Consider the following 21,945-nt stretch of genomic DNA (forward strand, 5'->3'; position numbering starts at 1 on the left):
TAACTACTCCATAGGATACATTCTATCTCATCTAATGTAGTTATTTCCTTTAAAATATAACAATATTATTTACAACAGGCCTCTCTTTTCCATCAGAAGGTCTGTTCAAAATTTTCCCCTTATAATACATAGCACTTGATCCACCACCATCTAAATTATAAGCATCTTTTACTCCTAATTCTAACAGCTTATTTTGAAGCCTTTCTAAACTAACCCCTTGACTCCATCTTCCTTGGCGTCCATCAATAACAATCAAAATCAAATCGTCATTTGCATATTTCCCAATAATCGTTCTTGGATTTTTTGATTCTTTCCAGTCTTTTGGTATATCAAGCTTTTTTCCCTCTTTTAAAAGTATAGGAATAAAACTAACAGCCTGATATGGCTGAATTTTAAAAAGTTCTGAATGTGATCTAGGAACAGTTCCAATAACTTGTCCATTTTTATTGATCCCTGCAACAAAAGACCCCGCTGTATTCTTTATAAAAGGTTGAACAAGTTTTCCATTAATTACAGTGTTTCCTGACAACTGTGCATACTCTTTGCCATTTCTATTTTCCATATAAAATCCACCGCCATTTATAGCAAGTACTGCATTCGTCCTCTTTCCTGCAGTTGAAGTTGTTTCTTTTTCCCCAAGAGCATCCTTTGCTAGAACAACTTTGAAGGCTTCAGCGTCAAATAATTTTACTTTAGCAATGTATCCACGATAACCTAATTCAGTTAACTTAAAAATTTTTATTTCTGAACGACTGCTCATATGAGTATCTATAGGTTGTCCTAATATTTTTAAGATTTTTTGTTCATATATATCATCTGACATTTTCTTTTGTAATTGACTAGATCGCATTAACTCAGTCATTTTTTTGTTTTGTTCATTAAAAACTTCTTCCTGTTTTTCTGCAGTCCTTTTAATTTCAGTAACTTTTTCAGTTAAATTATCAATTTCATTTTGCATATCACTTATTTCTTTATTAAAACTTTTTGTGTCCTCTTTAATAAGTCCGCTGCTATAAGTAACATTGAACCCTACAAGAAGAAGTGCGAAAAGAGGAGCTACTAAATAAAATAAAAAAATATTACTTTTTATCATTAAGGCGCCCCCTTTAAAATACTTAAACTCTTTTCTAATTCCTTTAATTTAGCATCTAACTTTTCTAATTTATCATCAATTCGCTTTTGAACATCCGTAGTACTTGAAATAGTTGTATCTGTATTATCTATAGTATCATTTAATACTTTTATTGAATCACTAAGTAACTTTACTTGATCCTTTAACTCTTCAATATTCATTGCATTTTCATGTCTAACATTATTTATAGATGTATCAATATAGTTTTTAGCATAGGTATAACCATAGCTAATAACGACACTCCAAAATCCTAGAACAATTATAAAAATCAATATATTAGTCAGTACTTTACTTACTCTTTTACTTTTACTACTGACTTTTCTATTTTCAACCATAGGTTCACCCTCTCTGCTAATTTTTTATGTCTATATTATATTTTCGTATGACTTTAATATTTTTTTATCGGTAATACCTTGGATATATGTTTTAATGTTTCAATGTTGTTATTTTATTATAGGAACTCTCATTTTTTTCAAGCAAAAAAGGCGCGTTTCACGCGCCTTCTATTTAATTGTTCTTTATTTAAGTATACTCTTTATTCTATTAACCACTTTTTCTGGCAATGGTTGCTGCATCGCTCTATCAAGCAAGTTTTTATGCTTAATACCATCTTTAATAAGATATTCTTCAATCATCTTAACCTTTGGTTCTCTACCAGGAATCAACTGATATAATACAAACCAATCTTCAAGGGCAGTTTTAGGTATTATCGCTCCATGATACTCCGCCTCTCCTACTATTGCCTCTGAATCAAATATCATACTATATATTCCCGCCTCTGTTTCTATCTTAAAGTCTCCCATTAAATCAACCATTGTATTCCCAACCTTATAGTTTAAAAAATGTTTTGTTTTAAAAGGAGCTTTGTATGGAAGTTGATTATATTCTCCAAGCTTTAAAAATATATCGTGTGCTTTAAGTGCATCCTCTTCCTCAACAATTATATCAATATCATCAGGCTCTTTAACAATTCCATATAAGTGTAAAAGTACTGATGCTCCAATTCCCCACCTTATTTTGTTTTTATTTAATTCACTGGCAATTTTTATTAGCACTTCTCGTTCCATTATTTATCCCTCAATTCTCAAATCTCTTTAGTTAACAAATAAATTATATCATAATTCCCTTTTATTTATTCTCTCGCAAAATATAGTCTACTATTCTTTACCTACTATATCCTCAATAAGTTTAAGCACTTCTTCACCCTGCTCTTTTGATTTAGTACCAATAAAATCATCAAAAAAGATTCCATTTTTATTTATTTGAAATCCTAGAAGACCTTTCTCTTTTAAGTATAAGCTCACCCTTACGAATTTCTTTTCTTCATAATTTAATTGGTTCATATCCTCAGATGTTATTGAATCCACAGAAATATTATTTACTACCTCATATATCTGTTGAATTTTTTCTCTTTCTTCAACTTCAATCTCTTTATAATAATCTTTTGGTCCATTTTCACTATATGAGATATCTATTGATTCAATCTCCTCCAAAGTTACATTCCAAAGCGGATTGCCTATTGGTGCTTTTTTCTTAATATAAATGGTTATTCCTTGTGAGTCTTTAACTTTTGAAAACTCCATAAGATCATCTTCACTAACAACTTTCATTACTGCTTTTGTTCCTGTAATATCCTGGATCATTCTAAATGTATTACTCTCTATAACATTACCATTAGAATCAAATGTTACTTCCCCACCTTCATACCAAATAGATCCTGTAGCAGTACATGTGTCATAGGATGACTGTCTATTATCTTTAGTTTCTTTATCCTCTAAACTACTTCTATTTTTTGTATCAGATATAACTTTCTCATATTTAAACAACTGACAATTTACTGCTTTATTCATAATATCTCTACTAATTTGTTTAATGGTAGTCCACTTTACACCGAACTCACTTTCACTATTATCCCTCACTAAAAATACTTGTACATAACCATCATACAATTCTTCTCCATTTCTATCTAAAGCACTGTAATAAATATCTGCAGTTCCTTCTTTAAGGATATCATTCTCTTTATCATCCCATGGATTAAATTGCACAATATTAACCTTTAATTGTTGAACAAATGTTTCTTTCTTCAAATCATCTACACTCTCATCTATTACCATTATCTTAAACTTTTCAAACTTTGGTGCTAAATATTCACTTACTTGTTTCTCTATTTTCTTTATTTCCATGTGATAAATAATTTTATTTCCCAGAAAATATATTCCAATAATTAATCCTATAAGAATTACTACACTTCTTATTTTTTTATTCTTACTCATTCTATGTCTCCTCTACTCCTGTATAGTTTCCTTAAGTTTTTCTAATATCTCTCTACTCTTCTCATGAGATATGATTGATTGTTGATTACTTGCAAATACACCATTTTTATTTATAATTACATAGAAATATGGACTTCCTTTAATATCAAAGGAAATATGCATATCCTCAATAATATTGTTTTGAAGCTCATAATACTGTTCATTTACTATATACTCATATTTATATCCTTTAAAAAGATCATATATCTTTTCAATTTTTTCCTTATCTGAAATCTCAATTATCTCTTGTTTTGTTCCATCTTCTTTATCTTTATAAAAATTTATCTTTTCAACATTATTAATTTCAACGAATACTAATGGATCTTTACTGCGTGCTGTTTTCTTAAGATTTATAATAATTCCATCACCATTTTCTTCTCCTGTAAACTCTTTAAGATTATATTCACATTGGATTTTCATTGTGGCTAGTTCGCCTGTCCATGTCATCATGTATTCAAACTTTTCCACTTTTATTATATTTCCATTTTCATCAAACTCAATATCATCCCCATTATGTCTCCCAGAACCTGAGCATTCAGAATACTTTTCTTCTTCATCGGGCAAATACTTAGAGCTTGCTGATTTTATAAATTCTTTGTAATTGCTATACTCTTGATGTTCATAGTCTTGAATTATATCTCTTACATAAAATTCATTAAATCCTCTGTCATTAATCTTAGTCCATTCTATTTTGAATTCTTCTTTTTTATTCTTTCTTACAACTGGGATAGTTAATCTGTTACTACACCATTCTTCCCCCTCTTCATCATAAATCACATAGTCTGCAACAGCCTTACAATGTAAAGCCTTCTTAATATTTTCTTGGTTATACGAAGATATTTCTACATCATTGAACTTTAATGTATAGTGCTTATTTATTACTTTCCCATTAGGCATTTCTTCAATTGTTTTTAATTTAATTCTCTCAATAACAGGTTCTATAACACGCCCTATCTGTATCTCCATACTATTGATTACCTTGTTAGTGTATATCTTATTGCCTATATAAATAACAAATAAAGATATACATATTATTAAAAATATCTTCCCCTTTGATAACTCTATCCTTTTCATTTAATTCCCTCCAACACTTTTCCAATTATAATTATACAACAAGTATTATTATACATTGTTACAATATTATTACATGCACAGAAAAACTATTAATTAAATTTACCTATAAGGTTACACTATAAAATATATCTTTAATAATTTATACGCTAAACAATAAGCTAATTTACTATAAGTTAGGAGTAATTAACAATGGAAGAAGAAAGACTTTCTGATAAACAAGGTATATCTCTTATTGTGTTATTTATAATGGGAAGTTCTTTAGTACTGACAACAGGAGGAGGAGCAGGACGAGATTTATGGATAGCAATTATTCTATCAATTTTAATTGCAATGCCAATCGTATTAGTTCATGCAAGACTACTAGTACTTTTTCCTGGAAAAGACTTGTTTGATATTCTTGAAATTCTTTTCGGAAAAAACTTTGGGAAAGGAATTTCCCTATTATTTCTATGGTTTTCTTTCTTTTTAGGAGTATTGGTATTGAGAGTTTTTGGTGATTTTATTTCTGTAATTTCATTGCTAAATACACCTAAAATTTTTATAATGTTTGTTATTGGTATGTTATGTATATGGGGAGTAAAAGAAGGTATTAAAACCCTTGGGAAATGGGCAGAACTTTTTGTTATAGTAGCTATTGCTTCTGTAATAGTAATTTCCGTGTTATTAATTCCCAAAATGAATATAAATAATTTCCGCCCAGTTCTATACGACGGCGTAAAACCTATAATTAAAGGTACTTTTCACTCATTAATATTTCCTTTTACTCAAACAATTATATTCACCACTTTTTTTTCCTCCTTAAAAAATAAATCACTCATTAAAGTTTATTTATTAGGGTTATTAATAGGAGGAACCGTATTATTTATCTCTTCAATTACTGATATTCTGGTACTAGGATCTACTGCTGCAGAGCGTATGTATTTTCCATCACACGCAACTGCTATCCTTGTAGAAATTGGAGCACTAACTTCCAATTTAGAAATTCTATTTACCGGAGCATTTTTAGTAGGTGGTTTTATTAAAGTATCTATGTGTCTTCTAGGTGCATGTAATGGGTTTGCTAAACTTTTCGGTTGCGATGACTATAATTTTTTAGTCATGCCTATTGGATTATTAATAGTCTCTTTTTCTCATTATGTTCATGATAGTATAATGGATAAAGTTGACTTCGCTTTACACATATATCCCCCTTACGCTTTTCCATTTCAAGTTGTTTTGCCTATTATTATATGGATTTTTGCTGAAAGAAAGAAGAAACAGCTAACTAAGCAAATAAATACAGAGGAAAAATAGTTTGCACTACCTTAGAGCAACTATATTTCTTCTGTATTAATAGCTAAATCCTTTTCTTTATGACTGACTCCACTGAATAATGCACTTACTAAAATCCAGATTCTTTAAATCATCCTCATAGATTCTTACACTTAAGATTCCCTCTCCATTAAAATCTTCCCCTATTTGCATTAATAAAATCATTTCTGACATCAATTGAACTTTCAATTCTTCCTCTCCTGCTTGACAGTCCGTATATATTCCAAACAACTTTGATTTTTCAAACCCTGCAAATGGGTCCCATCCAAGTTCCTCTCCATCTTGAGCCCATTCTTCATCATACCTTTCATTTATATTTTCTTCTTCAGTATATATATCTTTAATTAAGTTACCTGAGTAAAACCATTCTCCGTGTTCTTTTACTACTCTTTTCAATTCACTGACTTCACAATCACTATATATGACTTTACCAGTATCACCATATCCACCAACGAATACATATAAAAAACCTTCTTTAGGTAAGTACTCATTAAAGTAATAGTCCTTAAACTCACTTAAGTTAATCTGAGCTGCGAAAAACAACCCTTCTGGATATTTTATATCTTCAGGTAGATCAACCACTGGACCACCAATCCTTGACTTCCCAAGTGGAATATCTACTTCCTCATATCCTACAACTGTATCTCTATGATAATACTGCTTTGGACAATATCCTACTTGTTCTGGAGTGAATCTTATGTATTTATAATCCTTTTCTATACTTTTAAGTAGCTCATCCTTAACCGCTATTTTACATTCATTAAAAGACTCTGCTGGAATCTCTTTTAATGAAAACTTAATTGTATCTTCAGTGTTTTTTTTGTACAGAATTTCAAACTGAACATTATTAATAGAATCAAAATTAAATTCATCATTAATTTCAATTCTTTGTATAACACACTCTTTATTAATGAAATCTTTTGGCACTCTATTTTTATCCTTATAAAATTTTAATAACACAGTCTCGTCAATATTATAATTATAAAAACTATACTTGTACGATTGTGAGTAATTTTTTATTTTTATATCATCTATACTTAAACCTTTTATGAAAACTTCTGGACTAATAGTTTTATTTTCTACATAATGCTTAATGATTAAATCCATATATATTTTTTCATTTTCTCTAAATACAGATAAAAGATGCATTCTGTTATCTTCTACTAATGGAACATATTGTTTAAATACCATTTCCTTCTCACCCTCAAACTCAATATTCTCTGATTTTTTCTCAGTAATCTCATCTTCTTTTTTCCCTATACTGTTCATATCTTTACTGTTTATATCTTTACTGTTTATATCTTTACTTTCATATGAAGAACATCCTATCATGATTAAAGATATTATTATGATAATTACTATATTTAATTTTATCTTCATATTATATTACCTCTATCCCTGTTTATTTCGAATATTCAAGTTACTTATACAAGGTACTGGTGTTTCATTTAGCATAAATTTAACAGTTTTCTCTTCTGGTATTTTAGTCATATATAATAATTCAACTTCCATTTCTTCTTCCCTTATTTCAGTAACTTCCTTTAATACTGATGTTCTTACCTTATGTCCATTTATACCTTCATGCTTTGATGGCATAATTATCCACCCTCTAGAACTAGTTGCAATTGGTTCAAACTTATCATTCATTTCATTAAGTTTACTTATTTCTTTTTGAACTGGCAAATCTAAGAAGGTTTTTAAATGAAATGTTGGCTGAATATTTTCATGGGGAATTTCATAGGTCATTGCAAGTAGTTTTGTCCCCTCTTTTATTACCTTTCTCATATGTATTTTTAACTCCTCAGTTAAACCTTCAAAAGGATCCTGAAGCTCCAAGGAATCAATATATATCCTATGATTCCCATTATCTATTGGGTTAAAATATTCAATAAACTTTCCCTTATCATATTTTCCTAAAGTAAGAGTAAACGATTCTTCAACAGGATAATTTTCTCTTTTTTCACTAAGACTTAGTTCTATACTTATTATAGATTCATTAATTGTGAAATTTTCCATCTCCACTCTTAATATACAACAATCTTTATCAATAAACTTCTGTGGAATTCTATTTCGGTCATTATAATATTTAAATAACATCCTTTGATAAATATCTTTATTTTTACTCTCTTCTTTATAATGTACCTTATAGCTGCTTGAATAACCTTTGGTTCTCATATCATTGATAGTCAGTATCCTCATTTCAACTGCTGGCACATTATGAATAGATTCTATTTTAAAATTCTCTTTGTGGAAGTCTTTACGATTTCTCTTTATTTCATTCAAAATATTTTTACTAGTAGTAATCATCTTCTCACTACCAAGTGTACAATATGTAACTTCTTCATTGGAATCTGTAATAAAATCCATATATAAATTATCTTTGTCTTTACTTAAGGCTAATATATGTATCCTATCATCCTGGCCCTCAAATACATTTCTTGGGTTTATTATTTCACCTGAGATAAAATTACCTAATACAATATATCTATTATGCTCTAAAGTAGGCTTCTCCTCCCCCTTATTAAGCACTATTACTTCTTCACATTCTTCTTTACTGTTTTTATAACAAGAGTATATCTCTATCACTGTTTCATCATCTGTAAGTTCATATTCTAATAAATCCCAAAACCAACTAATATCTTTTTCACTTGAAAAAACAACTTTGTAAACATATCTATTTTTGAATTTCATTCTTAATTCTTTACTCATCCTATTTATCTGCTCTAAAGGAAAATACTCTACATTCCTGATTCCTCTTTTAGCTGCTACATAATGTTCTAAAATCATTTCATCATCCCTTATCTTTTACTGAATTACTTTACTATTATAGCATGATTTACCATTTTAAATTCCCCCTATATTTGTTAAATATTTTAAGTTACATTATTACAATCAATTACAGCAAAATTAAGTAAAAAGACAACCTTCTAATACTCAATTTTTATTTTACATATTATAGTATCCAACATTAATATGTAATTAATTCTGCTTAAAATATTTAACTTAACCTCTTCCCCACTTAATTTTTGTAACATTAGTATTCTTTTTACCTTATAACAGTAAATAATTAACCACTAATAAATGTAATATTTCAAAGGTGTATTAAATCCTTTTTCTTACATTTGTGTTATATTTCTTACATTTTAGATATATTTATTTACTTTTTCTTCTATTTTAGTATAATAAATATATAAATATATATTTATATCTAAATTTGTTATTAATTGGAGGGAAAAGTTATGAAGAAAAATTTCAAAAAAGTTTTAGGTGGATTATTTTTATCATTAATGGTGGCAATGGTTCCAGTTGCAAATGCTGTGGCACAAGATGATGCAGGTGAAGGTGGCGGAAGTGGTCATGTCCACAACTATAAAAAGCACACGATTAGATATAATGATCCAGATTACGGATATTATTATGTAACTTATTATGAGTGCAGCTGCGGTGCTACAAAATAATTATTCTTATAAAAAGGACAAGCGTCTATTATTAGACCTTGTCCTTTTAAACTTCAACTTATATTTTATAAATTTAATTGTTATTATCAAAATTCCCCCTCATTTCATATGATAATATATGAATTCGAATTCGGAGGTGTATCCAGTTTACTGGACTATATGAAAAATTTTAAAAAGGTTATCGCTCTATTTGCAGTTATCATGCTATTCACTTTATCACTAAGCGGTTGTAAAAAGAACAAAGATGATAAGCTAGTTACTGTTAGATTAAATGAAGTTGTACGTTCTCTTTTCTATGCTCCTATGTATGTTGCAATAAATGAAGGTTTCTTTGAAGAAGAAGGTATTGAAATTGATTTATCTACTGGACAGGGAGCAGACAAAACAATGCAACAAGTACTAAGCGGGAATGCTGATATAGGATTTAGTGGACCTGAGCAAATAATCTACATTTACAATCAGGGAAGAGATGATTATCCTATAGTATTTGCTCAATTAACTCAAAGAGATGGTTCATTCCTAGTTGGTAATAAAGAAGAAAAGAATTTTGACTGGAAATCTTTAAAAGGGAAAACTGTTATAGGTGGACGTCCTGGTGGAGTACCTGAAATGACATTTGAGTATGTATTAAAGAAAAACGGATTAGATCCTAAAGAGGATTTAGAAATCATAACAAACATAGCTTTTACTGCTACTGCTGGTGCTTTTAAAAGTGGAACAGGAGAATATGTAACATTATTTGAACCAACCGCTACTACTCTAGTTGAAGATGGTTCTGGACATATTGTTGCATCAATTGGAGATAGTGCAGGACCAATACCATATACATGCTACTTTGCTACTAAATCATATATGGAAAAGAATCCTGAAATCATTGAAAAATTTACAAGAGCAATTTATAAAGGTCAACTTTGGGTTCAAGAACATTCAGAAGATAAAATTGCTGATAAGATAGCTTCATTCTTTCCAGGTATAGATAAGGAAATATTGACTAAATCTATAAGAAGCTACAAAGATATTAATGCTTATGCTGATACCCCAGTAATGACTGAAGAATCACTTGATAGACTTATGGATATTATTGAATCCTATGACAATAATTTAATGCCTCAAAGACCAGAGTTTAATATTATTGTTGATAATAGCTATAGTGAAAAGGTTATAGATGAATAAACAACCATCAAGGTATGAAATTACGTATTGTAATTCCATACCTTTTTTATATGCTCCTTTCATTGATTAATCTTAAAATGTCTCAAAATTACTTCTCCAGCATATTGTATAAATATGAAGATTTTGAAAGTTATTTAATTAATATATAGAGAATCCAGTATAACATAATTTATACTATGGATTCTCTATACCTATTAATAATCTGGGAGTGAAAAACTTGAATCTATTAAAACTAAACAATATAGATAAAATATTTTTTAATAAAGAATCTGAAAATCTGGTCTTAAAAGATATTACTTTTGAAGCTAAAAATCAGGATTTTATTGCTATAGTTGGTCCATCTGGATGTGGTAAGTCTACAATATTAAATATCATTGCTGGATTACTCCATCCAACTTTCGGAAATACCTATTTGGATAATGAAGAAATAACAAAATGCAATAATAAAATTGCTTATATGTTTCAAAAGGATCATCTCTTTCCCTGGTTAACAGTTTGGGATAATGTAACCTTAGGCTTAAAAATTCAAAAGAAATACAATAAATCTAACATTCAATTTATTGAAACTCTTCTTAATAAATATGATTTAATTGATAAAAAATCTTATTATCCAAATGAAATATCTGGAGGAATGAAACAAAAAGTAGCTTTAATTAGAACCTTATCTTTAAACCCTGAACTCCTTTTATTAGATGAGCCTTTTTCTGCACTTGATTATCAAACTAGGCTTAATATTGGAGATGAGGTTTACCAAATAATAAAAGAAGAAAAGAAAACGGCTATAATAGTTACTCATGATATTCCTGAAGCAATTTCTCTAAGTAATAAAGTTCTTGTTCTTTCAAAAAATCCTGCAACCATAATGGCCTCAATAGAAATTAAGTTTCCTGATGAATATCAGAATCCATTAAAAAGAAGAAAAGCCCCTATGTTTGGCTCTTACTTCGAAAGAATATGGGAGGTGTTAGAGGATGAAAAATCAGCCAGCAACAACTCATAAAGAATTTTTAGATAGAGAAAAGAAAGAAGGGAGAAAAATTACTCTGTGGCGAATTGGTATTCTAATTGTCATATTTATTCTATGGGAGATTTTTAGTCAACTTAAAATAATAGATCCATTTTTAACAAGTTCTCCATCTAGAATGTTTAAAACTCTCCTCACATTATATAAAGATGGTAATTTAATACATCATATTTTAATAACTACTGGTGAAACAATTTTAGGATTTATATTAGGAACCCTTCTTGGTACAATAATTGCATCAATTTTATGGTGGTTCAAACGGGTGAATAAGATTTTAGAACCATACATTATAGTATTAAATGCTCTTCCAAAAGTAGCTTTAGCACCAATAATAATCTTCTGGGTTGGTAATGGTATTAAAGCAATATTAGTTGTAGCACTTCTTATTTCAATAATAATAACAATAATAACAATGCTTAATGGCTTCAATACTGTTGACGAAGATAAAATAAAGCTCATGAAAACCTTCGGTGCAACAAAGTTTCAAATTCTCATTAACTTAATAATACCTGCAAATATAAGTACCTTGCTTACAGCTCTACAGCTAAACGTAGGTTTATCTTGGGTCGGTGTAATCATAGGTGAATTTTTAGTTGCTAAGAGTGGACTAGGTTTCTTGATTGTTTATGGTGGTCAAATTTCTCAGCTTGATATGGTAATGCTCAGTATAATAATTTTAGCTTTGATAGCTTTTATTATGTATAAAATTATTGATTATATTAAAAAAAATATACTCTCTAAGAAATTTAAAATACATGAGAATAATTAATATGGTGACAGTCACCTGTGGAATTTTCTACTGGGGACTGTCACCTGTCGAATTTATACCCAATTTATTGTAATTATTTCCCAAATATTATATACTATTCCTATCCTAAAATTATAAGTCATCTTTAATATAAGGGAGTGATTATTTGATACATAGTACAAAAAAATTATTTATATTATTTATTATTGCTACAATTTGTTTTACAATTATTGGGTGTAATGAAAATAAGGAACTGTCTTCAAATGAAAAACTTGAGAAAAAAATATCTCTTTATAAAAACACAAATGAAAAAATAAAAGAAGACTTCAAAAAAAATTCCATGGAGGTTGGTCCTTGGAATATAATATACTGCAATGATAATAAGCTAATATTCAATAACTATAAGTATGCTATAGGATACTCTACAAAAAAAAATATGGAAAGTATCTACAGTATAATAGATCTCAAAAATTTAGACTTACATCACGTTCAAGGCTCCATGATAAGTATGATTGATATTTCTCCAAATGGTGAAAAACTCACTGGAATCAACATTGAGTTTGGCGAAAAATCTGTTAATGATGTGCCTATATTTCTTATAGAGCTAATTGATGAAGATATTAGCGAATTAACTATAGAAACAAAAGAAACTCTCGTTCCTCTAGCACTAAATTCCCAATATTATATTTTAAAGCATGATAACCTTATGATTGTAGATATTGCTACCAGTAAAGTTCAAAATGTACCTTACAGTGGATATAAAATTGAAAACACATTAATTCAAGATGATGGAGATATTTTTATACAAGATAGTCATAGTAACATATACCTTTTATCAAAAAAAGAAAGCTATAAAGAGACAAAAACAGAATTAGTGGGTACTTTACTTGATACAATTGGAGAGAATTTAATTTGGCTTAATGAAGGAATCATTTATAAAGGTAGCATCTCAAACTATAAAAAAATAAAAGATATAGGATTGGAAATGAACTTCATGATATGTAAAAATGGTAAAGCTATCTTTGAAAATGATAATAAACCTTTAGTTTACAACCTTAAAACAAATACTAGTTCTTCATTCCCTCAGCCATTATCTGTTTCTCAATTTTATAATCTTCCAAATTCAGTATCACAAGATATGGATAAATTCTTTACAAATTGTTGTTGTGACATACAACTGTTTTATTGTAAAGACAAAGAATACGGTGTTAACATAAAAGATTATTCAAAATCTCACTTAAAAAAGAATTATTATATAAACTCAAATTGCATGTGGCTTGATAGTGAAAATATAATATATATTGCGCAAAAAGAAAATATACACACTTTAAATGGACTAATGATTGTAAAATATGATATAGAAACAGGTGAGAATACAATCTTATTTGAGTTTTAGTAGGATTTTGTATTCTGTCCTTAAATTAATGAAGTTAAATTCACCATATTTAATATAAAAAATGAAGATTTCAAAATTATTTAGATAATCATTTTGAAATCTTCATTTTTTTAAAATCTATCCTCTTCTATGTATTTATTTAATTGCCAATTCTATCTTTATTTATTAAACTTCGTTTTTATTCCTTCTAATAAATCAATTATTTTTGCCATACCCAAAATAATAAAGGCAACTACGAAATATAAATATGAGTTCTGCATCCCCACTAAAATGGAATTATACTCAGTTTGTCCCAAAACTATTTGTACCCCACCAATAATAAAAGATAATGCTGAAAATCCAAGTAAAGCATTTCCTATTTTTGAGTTCATAAAATTTCCCCCTACATCTTGATTTGTTATAACAATCCAACAATAATATGATAAATAACTGGTAAAAATAATGCTGGCAGCATATTTCCTACCCTTACTTCTAGCATTTTTGTAACTTTAAGACCTATACATATCAAAAGAATACCACCCACACTATTAATATCATTAAGTATTACAGGAGTCATCAGAGGTTCAAAACTGCTTGCTAAAAAAGTTATAAGTCCTTGATAAATAAATACAGGTATAGCAGAAAAAACTACTCCTATTCCAAGAGTTGAGGCTAGTATTATTGAAACAATTCCATCAAGAACTGCTTTGGTATATAATATAGAATTATCTCCCATTGCTCCAGCCTGAATAGATGCTAAAATAGCAAAAGAACCAGCGCAATACATTAGTGCAGCAGTCATAAATCCCGCTGAAAAACCTTTCCCTTTATCTCCTAGCTTTTTCTCTGCTTTTCCTGAAAGTGATTCCATTTTCCCCTCAATATTTACAACCTCACCAATTAAAGCTCCAAGTGCTAAACTTATAAGAATTAATAGAGGGTTATCCATTTTTATTGAAGATTGAATACCTAGAACCACAATTGCAATCCCCAACCCCTTAAGAATTGTCTCACTATACTCTTCTTTAATCCTGTCACCAATCATAATCCCTAAAATACCACCAAAAACTATTGCAATACTATTTGTAAATACACCTATCAATTGATTTCACCTACTTGTTAAAGACGTTCTTACTTCCTAATCTTCTAATTTTTTTAAATCAGTTAGTCCATATGGAATAAATAATCCGAACAATGGATATGGACTTTTTGTTACGAAAATAGCCACCGAAACTGCCAATCCTGTTGCTACCCAAGCAACTGCAACTACTGAATTCTTTTTCATATAACCCCTCCTACTATTCTAATATTTAATTAGCCTTTAAAGTTTATACATTTATTTCTATTTTAACATATTTTTAAGAAGTAAAAAAAATAAAAGGTACTGCAAAAGCAATACCAAACTAATTAATACATATTCATTTTTTCACTTTTAACTTCTTAATTTTTCTATAAGCTTACCCATACTCTCAGGAGTTGTTCCACAACATCCTCCTAGAATCTTTACTCCTCTATTATAAAGTTCCAACATGAACTTCACATATTCATTAATATCTACACTATAAATTTTTTTACCTTGTACTTCTTTAGGTATGCCCAAGTTAGGCTGAACAATAACAGGAATATGAGAATACTTCATTAAATCCTCCACTGCATTCATTAGCTCATCACTAACTGAAGTACAATTAATTCCTAAAGCATCAGCACCATTTCTATGTAGTGTTTCTACAATTTCCTTTACGCCTTTACCATCAAAGGTTTCCCCTTTATCATTAAGAACTACAGTACAGAATATTGGAATATTTAAATTTTCTTTTACAGCTTTAATAGCTATTTCAGCTTCTTTTAAAGAGTACATAGTTTCTATCAAAATAACATCAACATTAGAGTTCTCACCAATTTCAACTTGATTCTTATATAAATCATATAATATTTTTTCTTTATCTTGTTCATTATCTTTTATAAGATATCCCGCAGGTCCAACAACTTGAGCTATAAATTTATTCTGCATTCCTTCCACAGATTCTTTTGCAATATTTATAGCTTCCTCTATTATTTCTTTAGAAGTGTATATACTATCTTTTAAGTATAGCTCATTTGCAGTGAGTGTATTAGCTGTGATAATATCAGCACCAGCATCTAAATAATCCTCATGTATCTTTTTTATTAGTTTTCTGTTGTTTATATTATATTCCATAACACCTTTGCTTATGTCCAAACCTCTTCTATCAATTTCAGTTCCCATTGCACCATCAAAAAAAACCACTCTATTTTTTATAAAGTCAAGTATATTACTCATAATCTTCCTGATTTCTAAAACCATAACAAATAGTAACTTAATACTATCTATATGATTTTTCACCTTATACAACAATAAGGTGGTAGTGTCGCAGGATTCAACTACTTAGGTTAGTACCGTTATACTAAAATTCCACATAGCCTTCATATTTCAATAATAAGCAATGTTACTATCTCCACATAAAGTACAACAGAATTGCGAGTGTTACTCAGCCCCTAATATTATTTATCCACCAAAGCCTTTCCTACTAGGTGTACTTTGGCAGTTTTAATCTATATTAAAGTTAATTATAACTTGCTAATCCTAATGATTTTTTCCTATTTACTATCCATAAATCAGGCTTGTCACCTACCTTTCTTTTAATATTTTTTCTTATTTCTGACCATTTACTCCATTCATTTTTCTTGTTAAACTTATCTTTATCATCAACTAATTTGTCGATTAATATCTTAGAAACTCTTTCTTTAAATCCATAACTACGTCTTGCAATTACCATTCCTGCTCCATTATGAACTTCCATTCCATATTGATGACAATATTTATACAATCCTATTTTACTTGTAAATTGAGGCTTAACTTTAACTATTTCAACTCCTTCTCTAATACAAGCTGATTCAAGCATTTTTATAAGTTTGCTATAAATGAATTGATGTTTAACTCTTGAAAACTTACTATTAACATCTTTGTCGTTTTTAAACTTCAAGTCCTCTACAGCAATTCCACATCCATAAGTTTTAGCAATTAAAATAACTTCCTTAGCAAGTTCTCCACAAAGATTTTCACGTCTATTACTTCTGGCATATTGCAATTCACCTTGTTTTAAATATGTGTCCCACTTATAATTCCCTCTATTATTTATCATAGTTAAAGCAAAACCATCTGGATTGGTATCAATTCCTATAATTCCATTATGACCTGTATGAACAATGTCCACTTTTGGCAATTCAAAAGTAATGTGAGCGTAATATTTGCCATTTCTTTTTATTATCTCAACTTGATAAGCTTCACTAGTTTGTAAATGCTTTAAAAACATTCCTCTATAATTATTGCCATTAACTTTCCCTGTTTTCTTTGATAATTTTTGTGGTAAATATATTGGTACTTGAATCTTTATTGCTCTATTATTCTTGACCTTTTCTAATGTTGAAATTTCTAAAAAACTTTGTCCATTATTAATAATTACTCTTAAATTTGGATTTCCTTTTTTAGTTTTATCTCCTCTTGAATAGAATCTGTTATTTCTACACTGCTTCCACTCTTGATTTGTTATTAATCCTTTACATCTTCTCAAAAATATTTCTTTGCCACCGAAAACAACTGGTGGAATAGTATTTTTATCTGCAAATGATTGGAAATAAGCTAATCTTCTTTTCCTTTTATCTAGTTTACTCAATAAAGCATTTCTTTTCTTTTTAGATAATTTCTCATTCTTTAATTTCATTTCAATAATTCTTATTTTAGATTTATAATTATTTATATTATCTTTCAACAATTCTTTCTGAGAAGTTATTATTTGTCTTGCATTTTCAACAGCATCTTTAGCTTGACGTATGTTAAGATTATATTTTTTAGCAACTATTTTTTCTAATTCACCTTTTTTAATTTGCCCTTCTATTAATCTATTAAATGAAAATCTTATAGCTGTACAAAAGACTACCATCATATTATCAATTATTGATTTTTGTTCATCATTCAAATTTATCAGCATTGCTTTCATTGTTATTTTCATTATTCTCTTGCACCTGCTGTCATATATTTTGCTTTAAGCGTTCCTTCATTGTCCCATACTTTAAGTGTCATTATGGTAACCTCTGTAAATTTACATACTTCTGACATACTTATCAATTTAGCCATATTCATTATCACCTCTAAAATAAGTATATCCGTTCGCGAAATTATTATTAATTTTATTCATTATCAATAATTATGATTTGTTATTATTTTTACAGCTGCTGTTACCTCCGATATTCTTTACGCCATTCCTCTTAAGTTTAAATATATAAACAAGAAATTCACCACAAAAATTATTATATTTGCAAACAATCCCTTAATATATATACCCTTCTCAGACATCTTTGTATATAGTGTGATTATAAGTGTAACTGCTGGTGTTAAGAAAAGGAATATATATTTAGAAACATAACTGTCAAAATGACCTCTACTCATGTGTATTCCAACCTTATCTGGTAAAAAGAATACTGCTGCAATATTTGATAATAAAACGATTCCTACAATAATTTTATTAATTTTATCAACCTTGTCTATACTCATAACCCTTCCTCCATATCAATAATATTAATATAAATATTATATCACAGGGTATATATATAGTCATAAAATTGGGTTCTCTACATCAAATTTCTAATTCAAATGTCATTTTAATATGTTTTCAATTATAATTAAAAGCATTCTTCTATGCTGAATGGTATCATCATTTCTTCTTTATTCTTTATTCTTTCTTCTCTATTCTTTATTTTTTCATCTATATTCTTTTTTTCTCTACCGATACCACAAATATATTAATTAGAATATATACTAATGTAGCTGCTCTTATAACATTCTTTAATGCAATATCGGTAGATAAAAAGCCAAATTCTCCTATTGCAAGTAATATAGCAAATACAATGGCTGTTATAGTGTTAGAAGTAATTCTCTCCTCCTTATAGTATTCAAAATAAACTACCATAACTAACCCTAAATAAAAGAAAAAAACCATCTCTACTCCTACCTTTCATTTGAGGCATAATCAAACACCTTATTATAGAAAATCTCTACATTTTAATATTTTTCACGAAAATTTATATTTTTATTATTTTATTTACATATATTTTCAGAAAATTCATACTCTTTCTCCATTAAAACTGATATAATTTATATATATTTAGACTTTCTAAGTATCACTGTTTAAATTGAAATAATAAAAGCTAATTATCAGGGGGGTATGATTTTTGAAGAATTTAATTTTAAAAGAGATTGAATATCTTAAGAGCTGTAGTGTTGACTATGGAGATATTCGTTTTGTAGATACTACTACTGAAAGAATCTCTACTGAAAATCTTAATGTTAGTTCAATAACTAATGCTAGAAACAAAGGCTTTGGAGTAAGAGTAATATATAAAGGTTCTTTAGGCTTTGCAAGTACACGTAATTTGGATGATCTTCATTCTGCTTGTGAAAATGCACTTAGAATCGCTAAGGCAAGTAATAAATTGCAACGTGAAGAAATTAAACTGTCTCCTAAAAATATTGTTCATGATCATTATTCTACACCAATTGAGACTGATCCATTTACAGTTCCTTTAAATGAAAAAATAGAACATCTATTATCTGCTGAAAGAGAAATGAGAAAATCCGCTGAACTTGTTAAAACAGAAGGTTCAATGGATTTTCAGAAGCAAGAAAAGATTTACGCTGATACAGAAGGCAGTTATATAACTCAAACATTATTTGAAGCTGGTGGTGGAATTGTTGCAACTGCAGCAAAAGATGGTGATATGCAAATAAGAAGTTATCCTAATTCTTTTAGAGGTAACCATGGTACTGCTGGTTATGAATATGTACTTGATCTTGACCTTGTTGGACATGGTGAGAAGATTGGAATGGAAGCTGTTCAATTAGCTGAAGCTGAAGAATGTCCAAGCGGTGTATATGATATTATAATCGGTGGAAATCAGTTAGGACTGCAAGTTCATGAGAGTATTGGACATCCTATTGAACTTGATAGAGTTTTTGGATCAGAAGCAGCATTTGCCGGTATGAGTTTTGTTACTACTGATATGATGCTTGAAGGCTTCAAATATGGTTCTGAACATGTAACTGTTGTAGCTGATGCAACTATTCCTGGTGGTCTAGGTACTTTTGGATATGATGATGATGGTGTAGAAGCTCAAAATACTGTAATCATAGATAAAGGAATCCTTAAGAATCTAATTTCCTCAAGAGATACTGCCGCTAAATTAGATATGAAATCTAACGGTACAAATAGAGCTGACGGTTGGAGCAACATCCCTATAGTGAGAATGACAAATATTAACCTTATGCCAGGTGATTTTGAATTAGATGAACTAATAAACGGCATAGATTATGGTTTCTATCTAGATACTAACAAAAGTTGGAGTATCGATGATAAAAGACTTAACTTCCAGTTTGCAACAGAGATAGCTTATGAAATCAAAGATGGTGAGTTTACTGGTAAGGTATTCAAAAACCCTCTATACACAGGTATAACTCCTGAATTTTGGGGCAGCTGTGATGGAGTTTGTAACGAAAAATACTGGAATGTGTATGGAACTCCTAACTGTGGAAAAGGTGAACCAATGCAAGTTGCTCACGTTGCCCATGGTACTGCACCAGCAAGATTTAGAAATGTAAAGGTAGGTGTTAAGGATGTTAAATAAAGATTTTGCTTATAGATTGTTTGAAAAAGTTCTTTCAAAAGCTAAGTATCATACAGTTCTTACCCTTACGAGTCAAGAAGAAGGACTTACTAGATTTGCAAATTCTGAAATACATCAAAATGTAGTTAAAAGTGATGATGCTGTTTCATTCACTATTCTTAATGGAAAAAAAGTATCAACCATTACTACAAATGTTATAGATGAGGATTCTTTAATTGAAGCACTTCATGCTGCTGAAGAAAAACTAGAATTCCTTCCTGAAGGGGATTTTGAGTATCCAGAAGTAAACACTCCTGAAAATATAGAAAATGATACTTATAACCCTCAACTTGATGAAGATTTCTCTATAGAAAATAGAGCTGACATAATTAAGGATGCACTTGCAATGATTCATGAGGATTTCACAGCAGCTGGATCACTTACATTAGATAAGACTTGCATGATGATAATGAATACTAATGGAATTAAGCGTTACGCTCGTACAAATTCAATTACTTATAATATTGTTGTTACTCATAAGGATAATGCGTCAGGCTTTGCAGAATTATGTGTTAATGACAGCAGTGAAATCAATATAAAAGCACTAACTGAAAAAGCTTACAAAACAGCTCAAGATGGTATTGATGCTATTACTATCGAGCCTGGTCATTATGATATAATAATGCCTCCTCATGCTGTTATAGATTTCTTATTCTACATGGGTTATTTAGGACTTGGTTCAAAAGCTATTTTAGATGGAATAAGCTTCTTGAAGGATAAAGTTGGGGAGAAAGTATTTGGAGATAATATTTCAATATCAGATGATTGGACAAACAAATATGTTTCTTCTCTTCCTTTTGACTTTGAAGGTTTTGAGCGCAGCAAGTTAAATATTATTGAAAATGGTATATTAAAAGAGTTGCCTTATGATTCCAAATGTGCTGCTCTTATGAATAAAGAAAATACTGGTCACTCAGTAGGATATGAAGGCCAAGGAGGTTTCCCTCTTAATATTGTTATGGCTGGTGGAGATTCTTCAATAGATGAGATGATAAAATCAACTAAACGAGGACTTCTTGTAACAAGATTCAATTATACAAACATTGTTAATCCTATTGAAGGATTAATGACTGGGTTAACTAGAGATGGTTTATTCTTAATTGAAGATGGTAAAATTAAATGTCCAGTTAAGAATATGAGATTCACCGACAGCATCCCTAATGTTTTCAATAATATTGAAGCAATAACTACTGAAACACTTCCTGTGAAAAGTTACTTTGGAAACTTCGTTCTTCCTGGAATAAAGGTTAACAACTTCCACATTACTGGTAAAACTAGTTAACAAACCGGGGACGGTTCATAAATTATTTACTAATCTTGCACACTCCACATTTTATTTTGGAGTGTGCAAGCTTTTAATAATTCTTATGAACCGTCCCCTTGATTGTTTTTCTTGTTTTTCAATATTTTAATGAACCGTCCCCAACTTAGCGACTTGTCCACAGATTTTCATGTTTGACAAAAATTTGAAACACACATATAATGTAATTAGAAATATATTCATAGGTGTTTAATTTTTATGCATCTATAAAACTATCAGGAGGTATGAATCAGAAATGTGTACTAAGCTATGGATTTTAAATATTTAGATTAATTGTTAATT

General features: G+C 29.3%; 23 protein-coding genes. 8 read left to right on the forward strand and 15 right to left on the reverse strand.

Annotated elements, in window-relative coordinates:
• Positions 1–49 precede the first annotated feature (49 nt).
• The 5 genes from OW730_RS23040 to OW730_RS23060 all read right to left on the reverse strand — a co-directional run bounded on the left by OW730_RS23040 (position 50) and on the right by OW730_RS23060 (position 4,518).
• Positions 50–1,093 carry a phosphodiester glycosidase family protein gene (locus OW730_RS23040; RefSeq protein ID WP_271226396.1) on the reverse strand — a complete coding sequence of 348 codons (1,044 nt, stop codon included), beginning with the start codon at positions 1,091–1,093 and terminating at the stop codon, positions 50–52.
• Positions 1,093–1,467 (reverse strand): hypothetical protein, encoded by a 375-nt coding sequence (locus tag OW730_RS23045; protein WP_271226397.1) that lies wholly within the window; start codon positions 1,465–1,467, stop codon positions 1,093–1,095. The genes OW730_RS23040 and OW730_RS23045 overlap by 1 nt, the downstream gene beginning before the upstream one ends.
• 183 nt (positions 1,468–1,650) lie before the next feature.
• A complete protein-coding gene (locus tag OW730_RS23050; protein ID WP_271226398.1) occupies positions 1,651–2,199 on the reverse strand; it encodes a hypothetical protein in 549 nt (182 codons plus the stop codon).
• Positions 2,200–2,289: 90 nt separating this feature from the next.
• The gene (locus OW730_RS23055) at positions 2,290–3,405 is read right to left on the reverse strand and encodes a hypothetical protein (RefSeq protein ID WP_271226399.1); all 1,116 of its coding nucleotides are present in this window, start codon (positions 3,403–3,405) and stop codon (positions 2,290–2,292) included.
• Between the two features lie 12 nt (positions 3,406–3,417).
• Positions 3,418–4,518: a hypothetical protein gene (locus tag OW730_RS23060; RefSeq protein ID WP_271226400.1), complete on the reverse strand. Its 1,101-nt coding sequence runs from the start codon at positions 4,516–4,518 to the stop codon at positions 3,418–3,420.
• A gap of 189 nt (positions 4,519–4,707) precedes the next feature.
• On the opposite strand from OW730_RS23060, the gene OW730_RS23065 reads away from it, so the two are divergent.
• Entirely contained in the window at positions 4,708–5,811 is a 1,104-nt protein-coding gene (locus OW730_RS23065) for a GerAB/ArcD/ProY family transporter (RefSeq protein WP_271226401.1), read from the forward strand.
• Positions 5,812–5,868: 57 nt separating this feature from the next.
• Here the strand turns inward: OW730_RS23065 and OW730_RS23070 are convergent, their stop codons facing one another.
• Positions 5,869–7,209: a DUF1963 domain-containing protein gene (locus tag OW730_RS23070; RefSeq protein ID WP_271226402.1), complete on the reverse strand. Its 1,341-nt coding sequence runs from the start codon at positions 7,207–7,209 to the stop codon at positions 5,869–5,871.
• A 12-nt stretch (positions 7,210–7,221) separates the two neighbouring features.
• The gene (locus OW730_RS23075; RefSeq protein WP_271226403.1) at positions 7,222–8,616 is read right to left on the reverse strand and encodes a hypothetical protein; all 1,395 of its coding nucleotides are present in this window, start codon (positions 8,614–8,616) and stop codon (positions 7,222–7,224) included.
• Positions 8,617–9,068: 452 nt separating this feature from the next.
• On the opposite strand from OW730_RS23075, the gene OW730_RS23080 reads away from it, so the two are divergent.
• The 5 genes from OW730_RS23080 (at position 9,069) to OW730_RS23100 (ending at position 13,628) form a co-directional block, all read left to right on the forward strand.
• Positions 9,069–9,287, forward strand: coding sequence for a hypothetical protein (locus OW730_RS23080; protein WP_271226404.1), 219 nt, complete (start codon positions 9,069–9,071; stop codon positions 9,285–9,287).
• A 159-nt stretch (positions 9,288–9,446) separates the two neighbouring features.
• Positions 9,447–10,460: an ABC transporter substrate-binding protein gene (locus OW730_RS23085; protein WP_271226405.1), complete on the forward strand. Its 1,014-nt coding sequence runs from the start codon at positions 9,447–9,449 to the stop codon at positions 10,458–10,460.
• A 217-nt stretch (positions 10,461–10,677) separates the two neighbouring features.
• Positions 10,678–11,460, forward strand: coding sequence for an ABC transporter ATP-binding protein (locus OW730_RS23090; RefSeq protein ID WP_442945386.1), 783 nt, complete (start codon positions 10,678–10,680; stop codon positions 11,458–11,460).
• Entirely contained in the window at positions 11,432–12,253 is an 822-nt protein-coding gene (locus tag OW730_RS23095) for an ABC transporter permease (RefSeq protein WP_271226406.1), read from the forward strand. Before OW730_RS23090 ends, OW730_RS23095 begins: the two co-directional genes overlap by 29 nt.
• A 145-nt stretch (positions 12,254–12,398) precedes the next feature.
• Entirely contained in the window at positions 12,399–13,628 is a 1,230-nt protein-coding gene (locus tag OW730_RS23100) for a hypothetical protein (RefSeq protein WP_271226407.1), read from the forward strand.
• A gap of 158 nt (positions 13,629–13,786) precedes the next feature.
• Here the strand turns inward: OW730_RS23100 and OW730_RS23105 are convergent, their stop codons facing one another.
• The 8 genes from OW730_RS23105 to OW730_RS23140 form a co-directional block, all read right to left on the reverse strand.
• Complete coding sequence (locus OW730_RS23105) at positions 13,787–13,999, reverse strand: hypothetical protein (RefSeq protein ID WP_271226408.1); 213 nt, start codon at positions 13,997–13,999, stop codon at positions 13,787–13,789.
• A 26-nt stretch (positions 14,000–14,025) separates the two neighbouring features.
• Positions 14,026–14,709, reverse strand: a complete 684-nt coding sequence (locus tag OW730_RS23110; protein WP_271226409.1) for a DUF554 domain-containing protein — start codon at positions 14,707–14,709, stop codon at positions 14,026–14,028.
• Positions 14,710–14,745: 36 nt separating this feature from the next.
• Positions 14,746–14,892, reverse strand: coding sequence for a hypothetical protein (locus tag OW730_RS23115; protein ID WP_271226410.1), 147 nt, complete (start codon positions 14,890–14,892; stop codon positions 14,746–14,748).
• Positions 14,893–15,039: 147 nt separating this feature from the next.
• Positions 15,040–15,969 (reverse strand): homocysteine S-methyltransferase family protein, encoded by a 930-nt coding sequence (locus OW730_RS23120; RefSeq protein WP_271229619.1) that lies wholly within the window; start codon positions 15,967–15,969, stop codon positions 15,040–15,042.
• Between the two features lie 220 nt (positions 15,970–16,189).
• Positions 16,190–17,635 (reverse strand): IS200/IS605 family accessory protein TnpB-related protein, encoded by a 1,446-nt coding sequence (locus tag OW730_RS23125; protein WP_271226411.1) that lies wholly within the window; start codon positions 17,633–17,635, stop codon positions 16,190–16,192.
• Complete coding sequence (locus OW730_RS23130) at positions 17,635–17,760, reverse strand: MerR family transcriptional regulator (protein WP_271226412.1); 126 nt, start codon at positions 17,758–17,760, stop codon at positions 17,635–17,637. Before OW730_RS23130 ends, OW730_RS23125 begins: the two co-directional genes overlap by 1 nt.
• A gap of 117 nt (positions 17,761–17,877) precedes the next feature.
• Positions 17,878–18,177 (reverse strand): hypothetical protein, encoded by a 300-nt coding sequence (locus OW730_RS23135; protein ID WP_271226413.1) that lies wholly within the window; start codon positions 18,175–18,177, stop codon positions 17,878–17,880.
• Between the two features lie 211 nt (positions 18,178–18,388).
• Positions 18,389–18,592: a hypothetical protein gene (locus tag OW730_RS23140; protein WP_271226414.1), complete on the reverse strand. Its 204-nt coding sequence runs from the start codon at positions 18,590–18,592 to the stop codon at positions 18,389–18,391.
• Between the two features lie 262 nt (positions 18,593–18,854).
• On the opposite strand from OW730_RS23140, the gene OW730_RS23145 reads away from it, so the two are divergent.
• Both OW730_RS23145 and OW730_RS23150 read left to right on the forward strand, forming a co-directional pair.
• Positions 18,855–20,303, forward strand: a complete 1,449-nt coding sequence (locus OW730_RS23145; protein WP_271226415.1) for a TldD/PmbA family protein — start codon at positions 18,855–18,857, stop codon at positions 20,301–20,303.
• Entirely contained in the window at positions 20,293–21,624 is a 1,332-nt protein-coding gene (locus tag OW730_RS23150) for a TldD/PmbA family protein (RefSeq protein ID WP_271226416.1), read from the forward strand. The genes OW730_RS23145 and OW730_RS23150 overlap by 11 nt, the downstream gene beginning before the upstream one ends.
• The last annotated feature ends 321 nt before the right edge of the window (positions 21,625–21,945 follow it).

This window comes from Oceanirhabdus sp. W0125-5 (genome assembly GCF_027938815.1).
Lineage (GTDB): Bacteria > Bacillota > Clostridia > Clostridiales > Clostridiaceae > Oceanirhabdus.

Excerpts from the sequence above, each read along its gene's own strand:
- OW730_RS23040 (WP_271226396.1), bottom strand. The coding sequence starts at position 1,093 with ATGATAAAAAGTAATATTTTTTTATTTTATTTAGTAGCTCCTCTTTTC.
- OW730_RS23045 (WP_271226397.1), bottom strand. The coding sequence starts at position 1,467 with ATGGTTGAAAATAGAAAAGTCAGTAGTAAAAGTAAAAGAGTAAGTAAA.
- OW730_RS23050 (WP_271226398.1), bottom strand. The coding sequence starts at position 2,199 with ATGGAACGAGAAGTGCTAATAAAAATTGCCAGTGAATTAAATAAAAAC.
- OW730_RS23055 (WP_271226399.1), bottom strand. The coding sequence starts at position 3,405 with ATGAGTAAGAATAAAAAAATAAGAAGTGTAGTAATTCTTATAGGATTA.
- OW730_RS23060 (WP_271226400.1), bottom strand. The coding sequence starts at position 4,518 with ATGAAAAGGATAGAGTTATCAAAGGGGAAGATATTTTTAATAATATGT.
- OW730_RS23065 (WP_271226401.1), top strand. The coding sequence starts at position 4,708 with ATGGAAGAAGAAAGACTTTCTGATAAACAAGGTATATCTCTTATTGTG.
- OW730_RS23070 (WP_271226402.1), bottom strand. The coding sequence starts at position 7,209 with ATGAAGATAAAATTAAATATAGTAATTATCATAATAATATCTTTAATC.
- OW730_RS23075 (WP_271226403.1), bottom strand. The coding sequence starts at position 8,616 with ATGATTTTAGAACATTATGTAGCAGCTAAAAGAGGAATCAGGAATGTA.
- OW730_RS23080 (WP_271226404.1), top strand. The coding sequence starts at position 9,069 with ATGAAGAAAAATTTCAAAAAAGTTTTAGGTGGATTATTTTTATCATTA.
- OW730_RS23085 (WP_271226405.1), top strand. The coding sequence starts at position 9,447 with ATGAAAAATTTTAAAAAGGTTATCGCTCTATTTGCAGTTATCATGCTA.
- OW730_RS23095 (WP_271226406.1), top strand. The coding sequence starts at position 11,432 with ATGAAAAATCAGCCAGCAACAACTCATAAAGAATTTTTAGATAGAGAA.
- OW730_RS23105 (WP_271226408.1), bottom strand. The coding sequence starts at position 13,999 with ATGAACTCAAAAATAGGAAATGCTTTACTTGGATTTTCAGCATTATCT.
- OW730_RS23115 (WP_271226410.1), bottom strand. The coding sequence starts at position 14,892 with ATGAAAAAGAATTCAGTAGTTGCAGTTGCTTGGGTAGCAACAGGATTG.
- OW730_RS23125 (WP_271226411.1), bottom strand. The coding sequence starts at position 17,635 with ATGAAAATAACAATGAAAGCAATGCTGATAAATTTGAATGATGAACAA.
- OW730_RS23130 (WP_271226412.1), bottom strand. The coding sequence starts at position 17,760 with ATGGCTAAATTGATAAGTATGTCAGAAGTATGTAAATTTACAGAGGTT.
- OW730_RS23135 (WP_271226413.1), bottom strand. The coding sequence starts at position 18,177 with ATGAGTATAGACAAGGTTGATAAAATTAATAAAATTATTGTAGGAATC.
- OW730_RS23140 (WP_271226414.1), bottom strand. The coding sequence starts at position 18,592 with ATGGTAGTTTATTTTGAATACTATAAGGAGGAGAGAATTACTTCTAAC.
- OW730_RS23150 (WP_271226416.1), top strand. The coding sequence starts at position 20,293 with ATGTTAAATAAAGATTTTGCTTATAGATTGTTTGAAAAAGTTCTTTCA.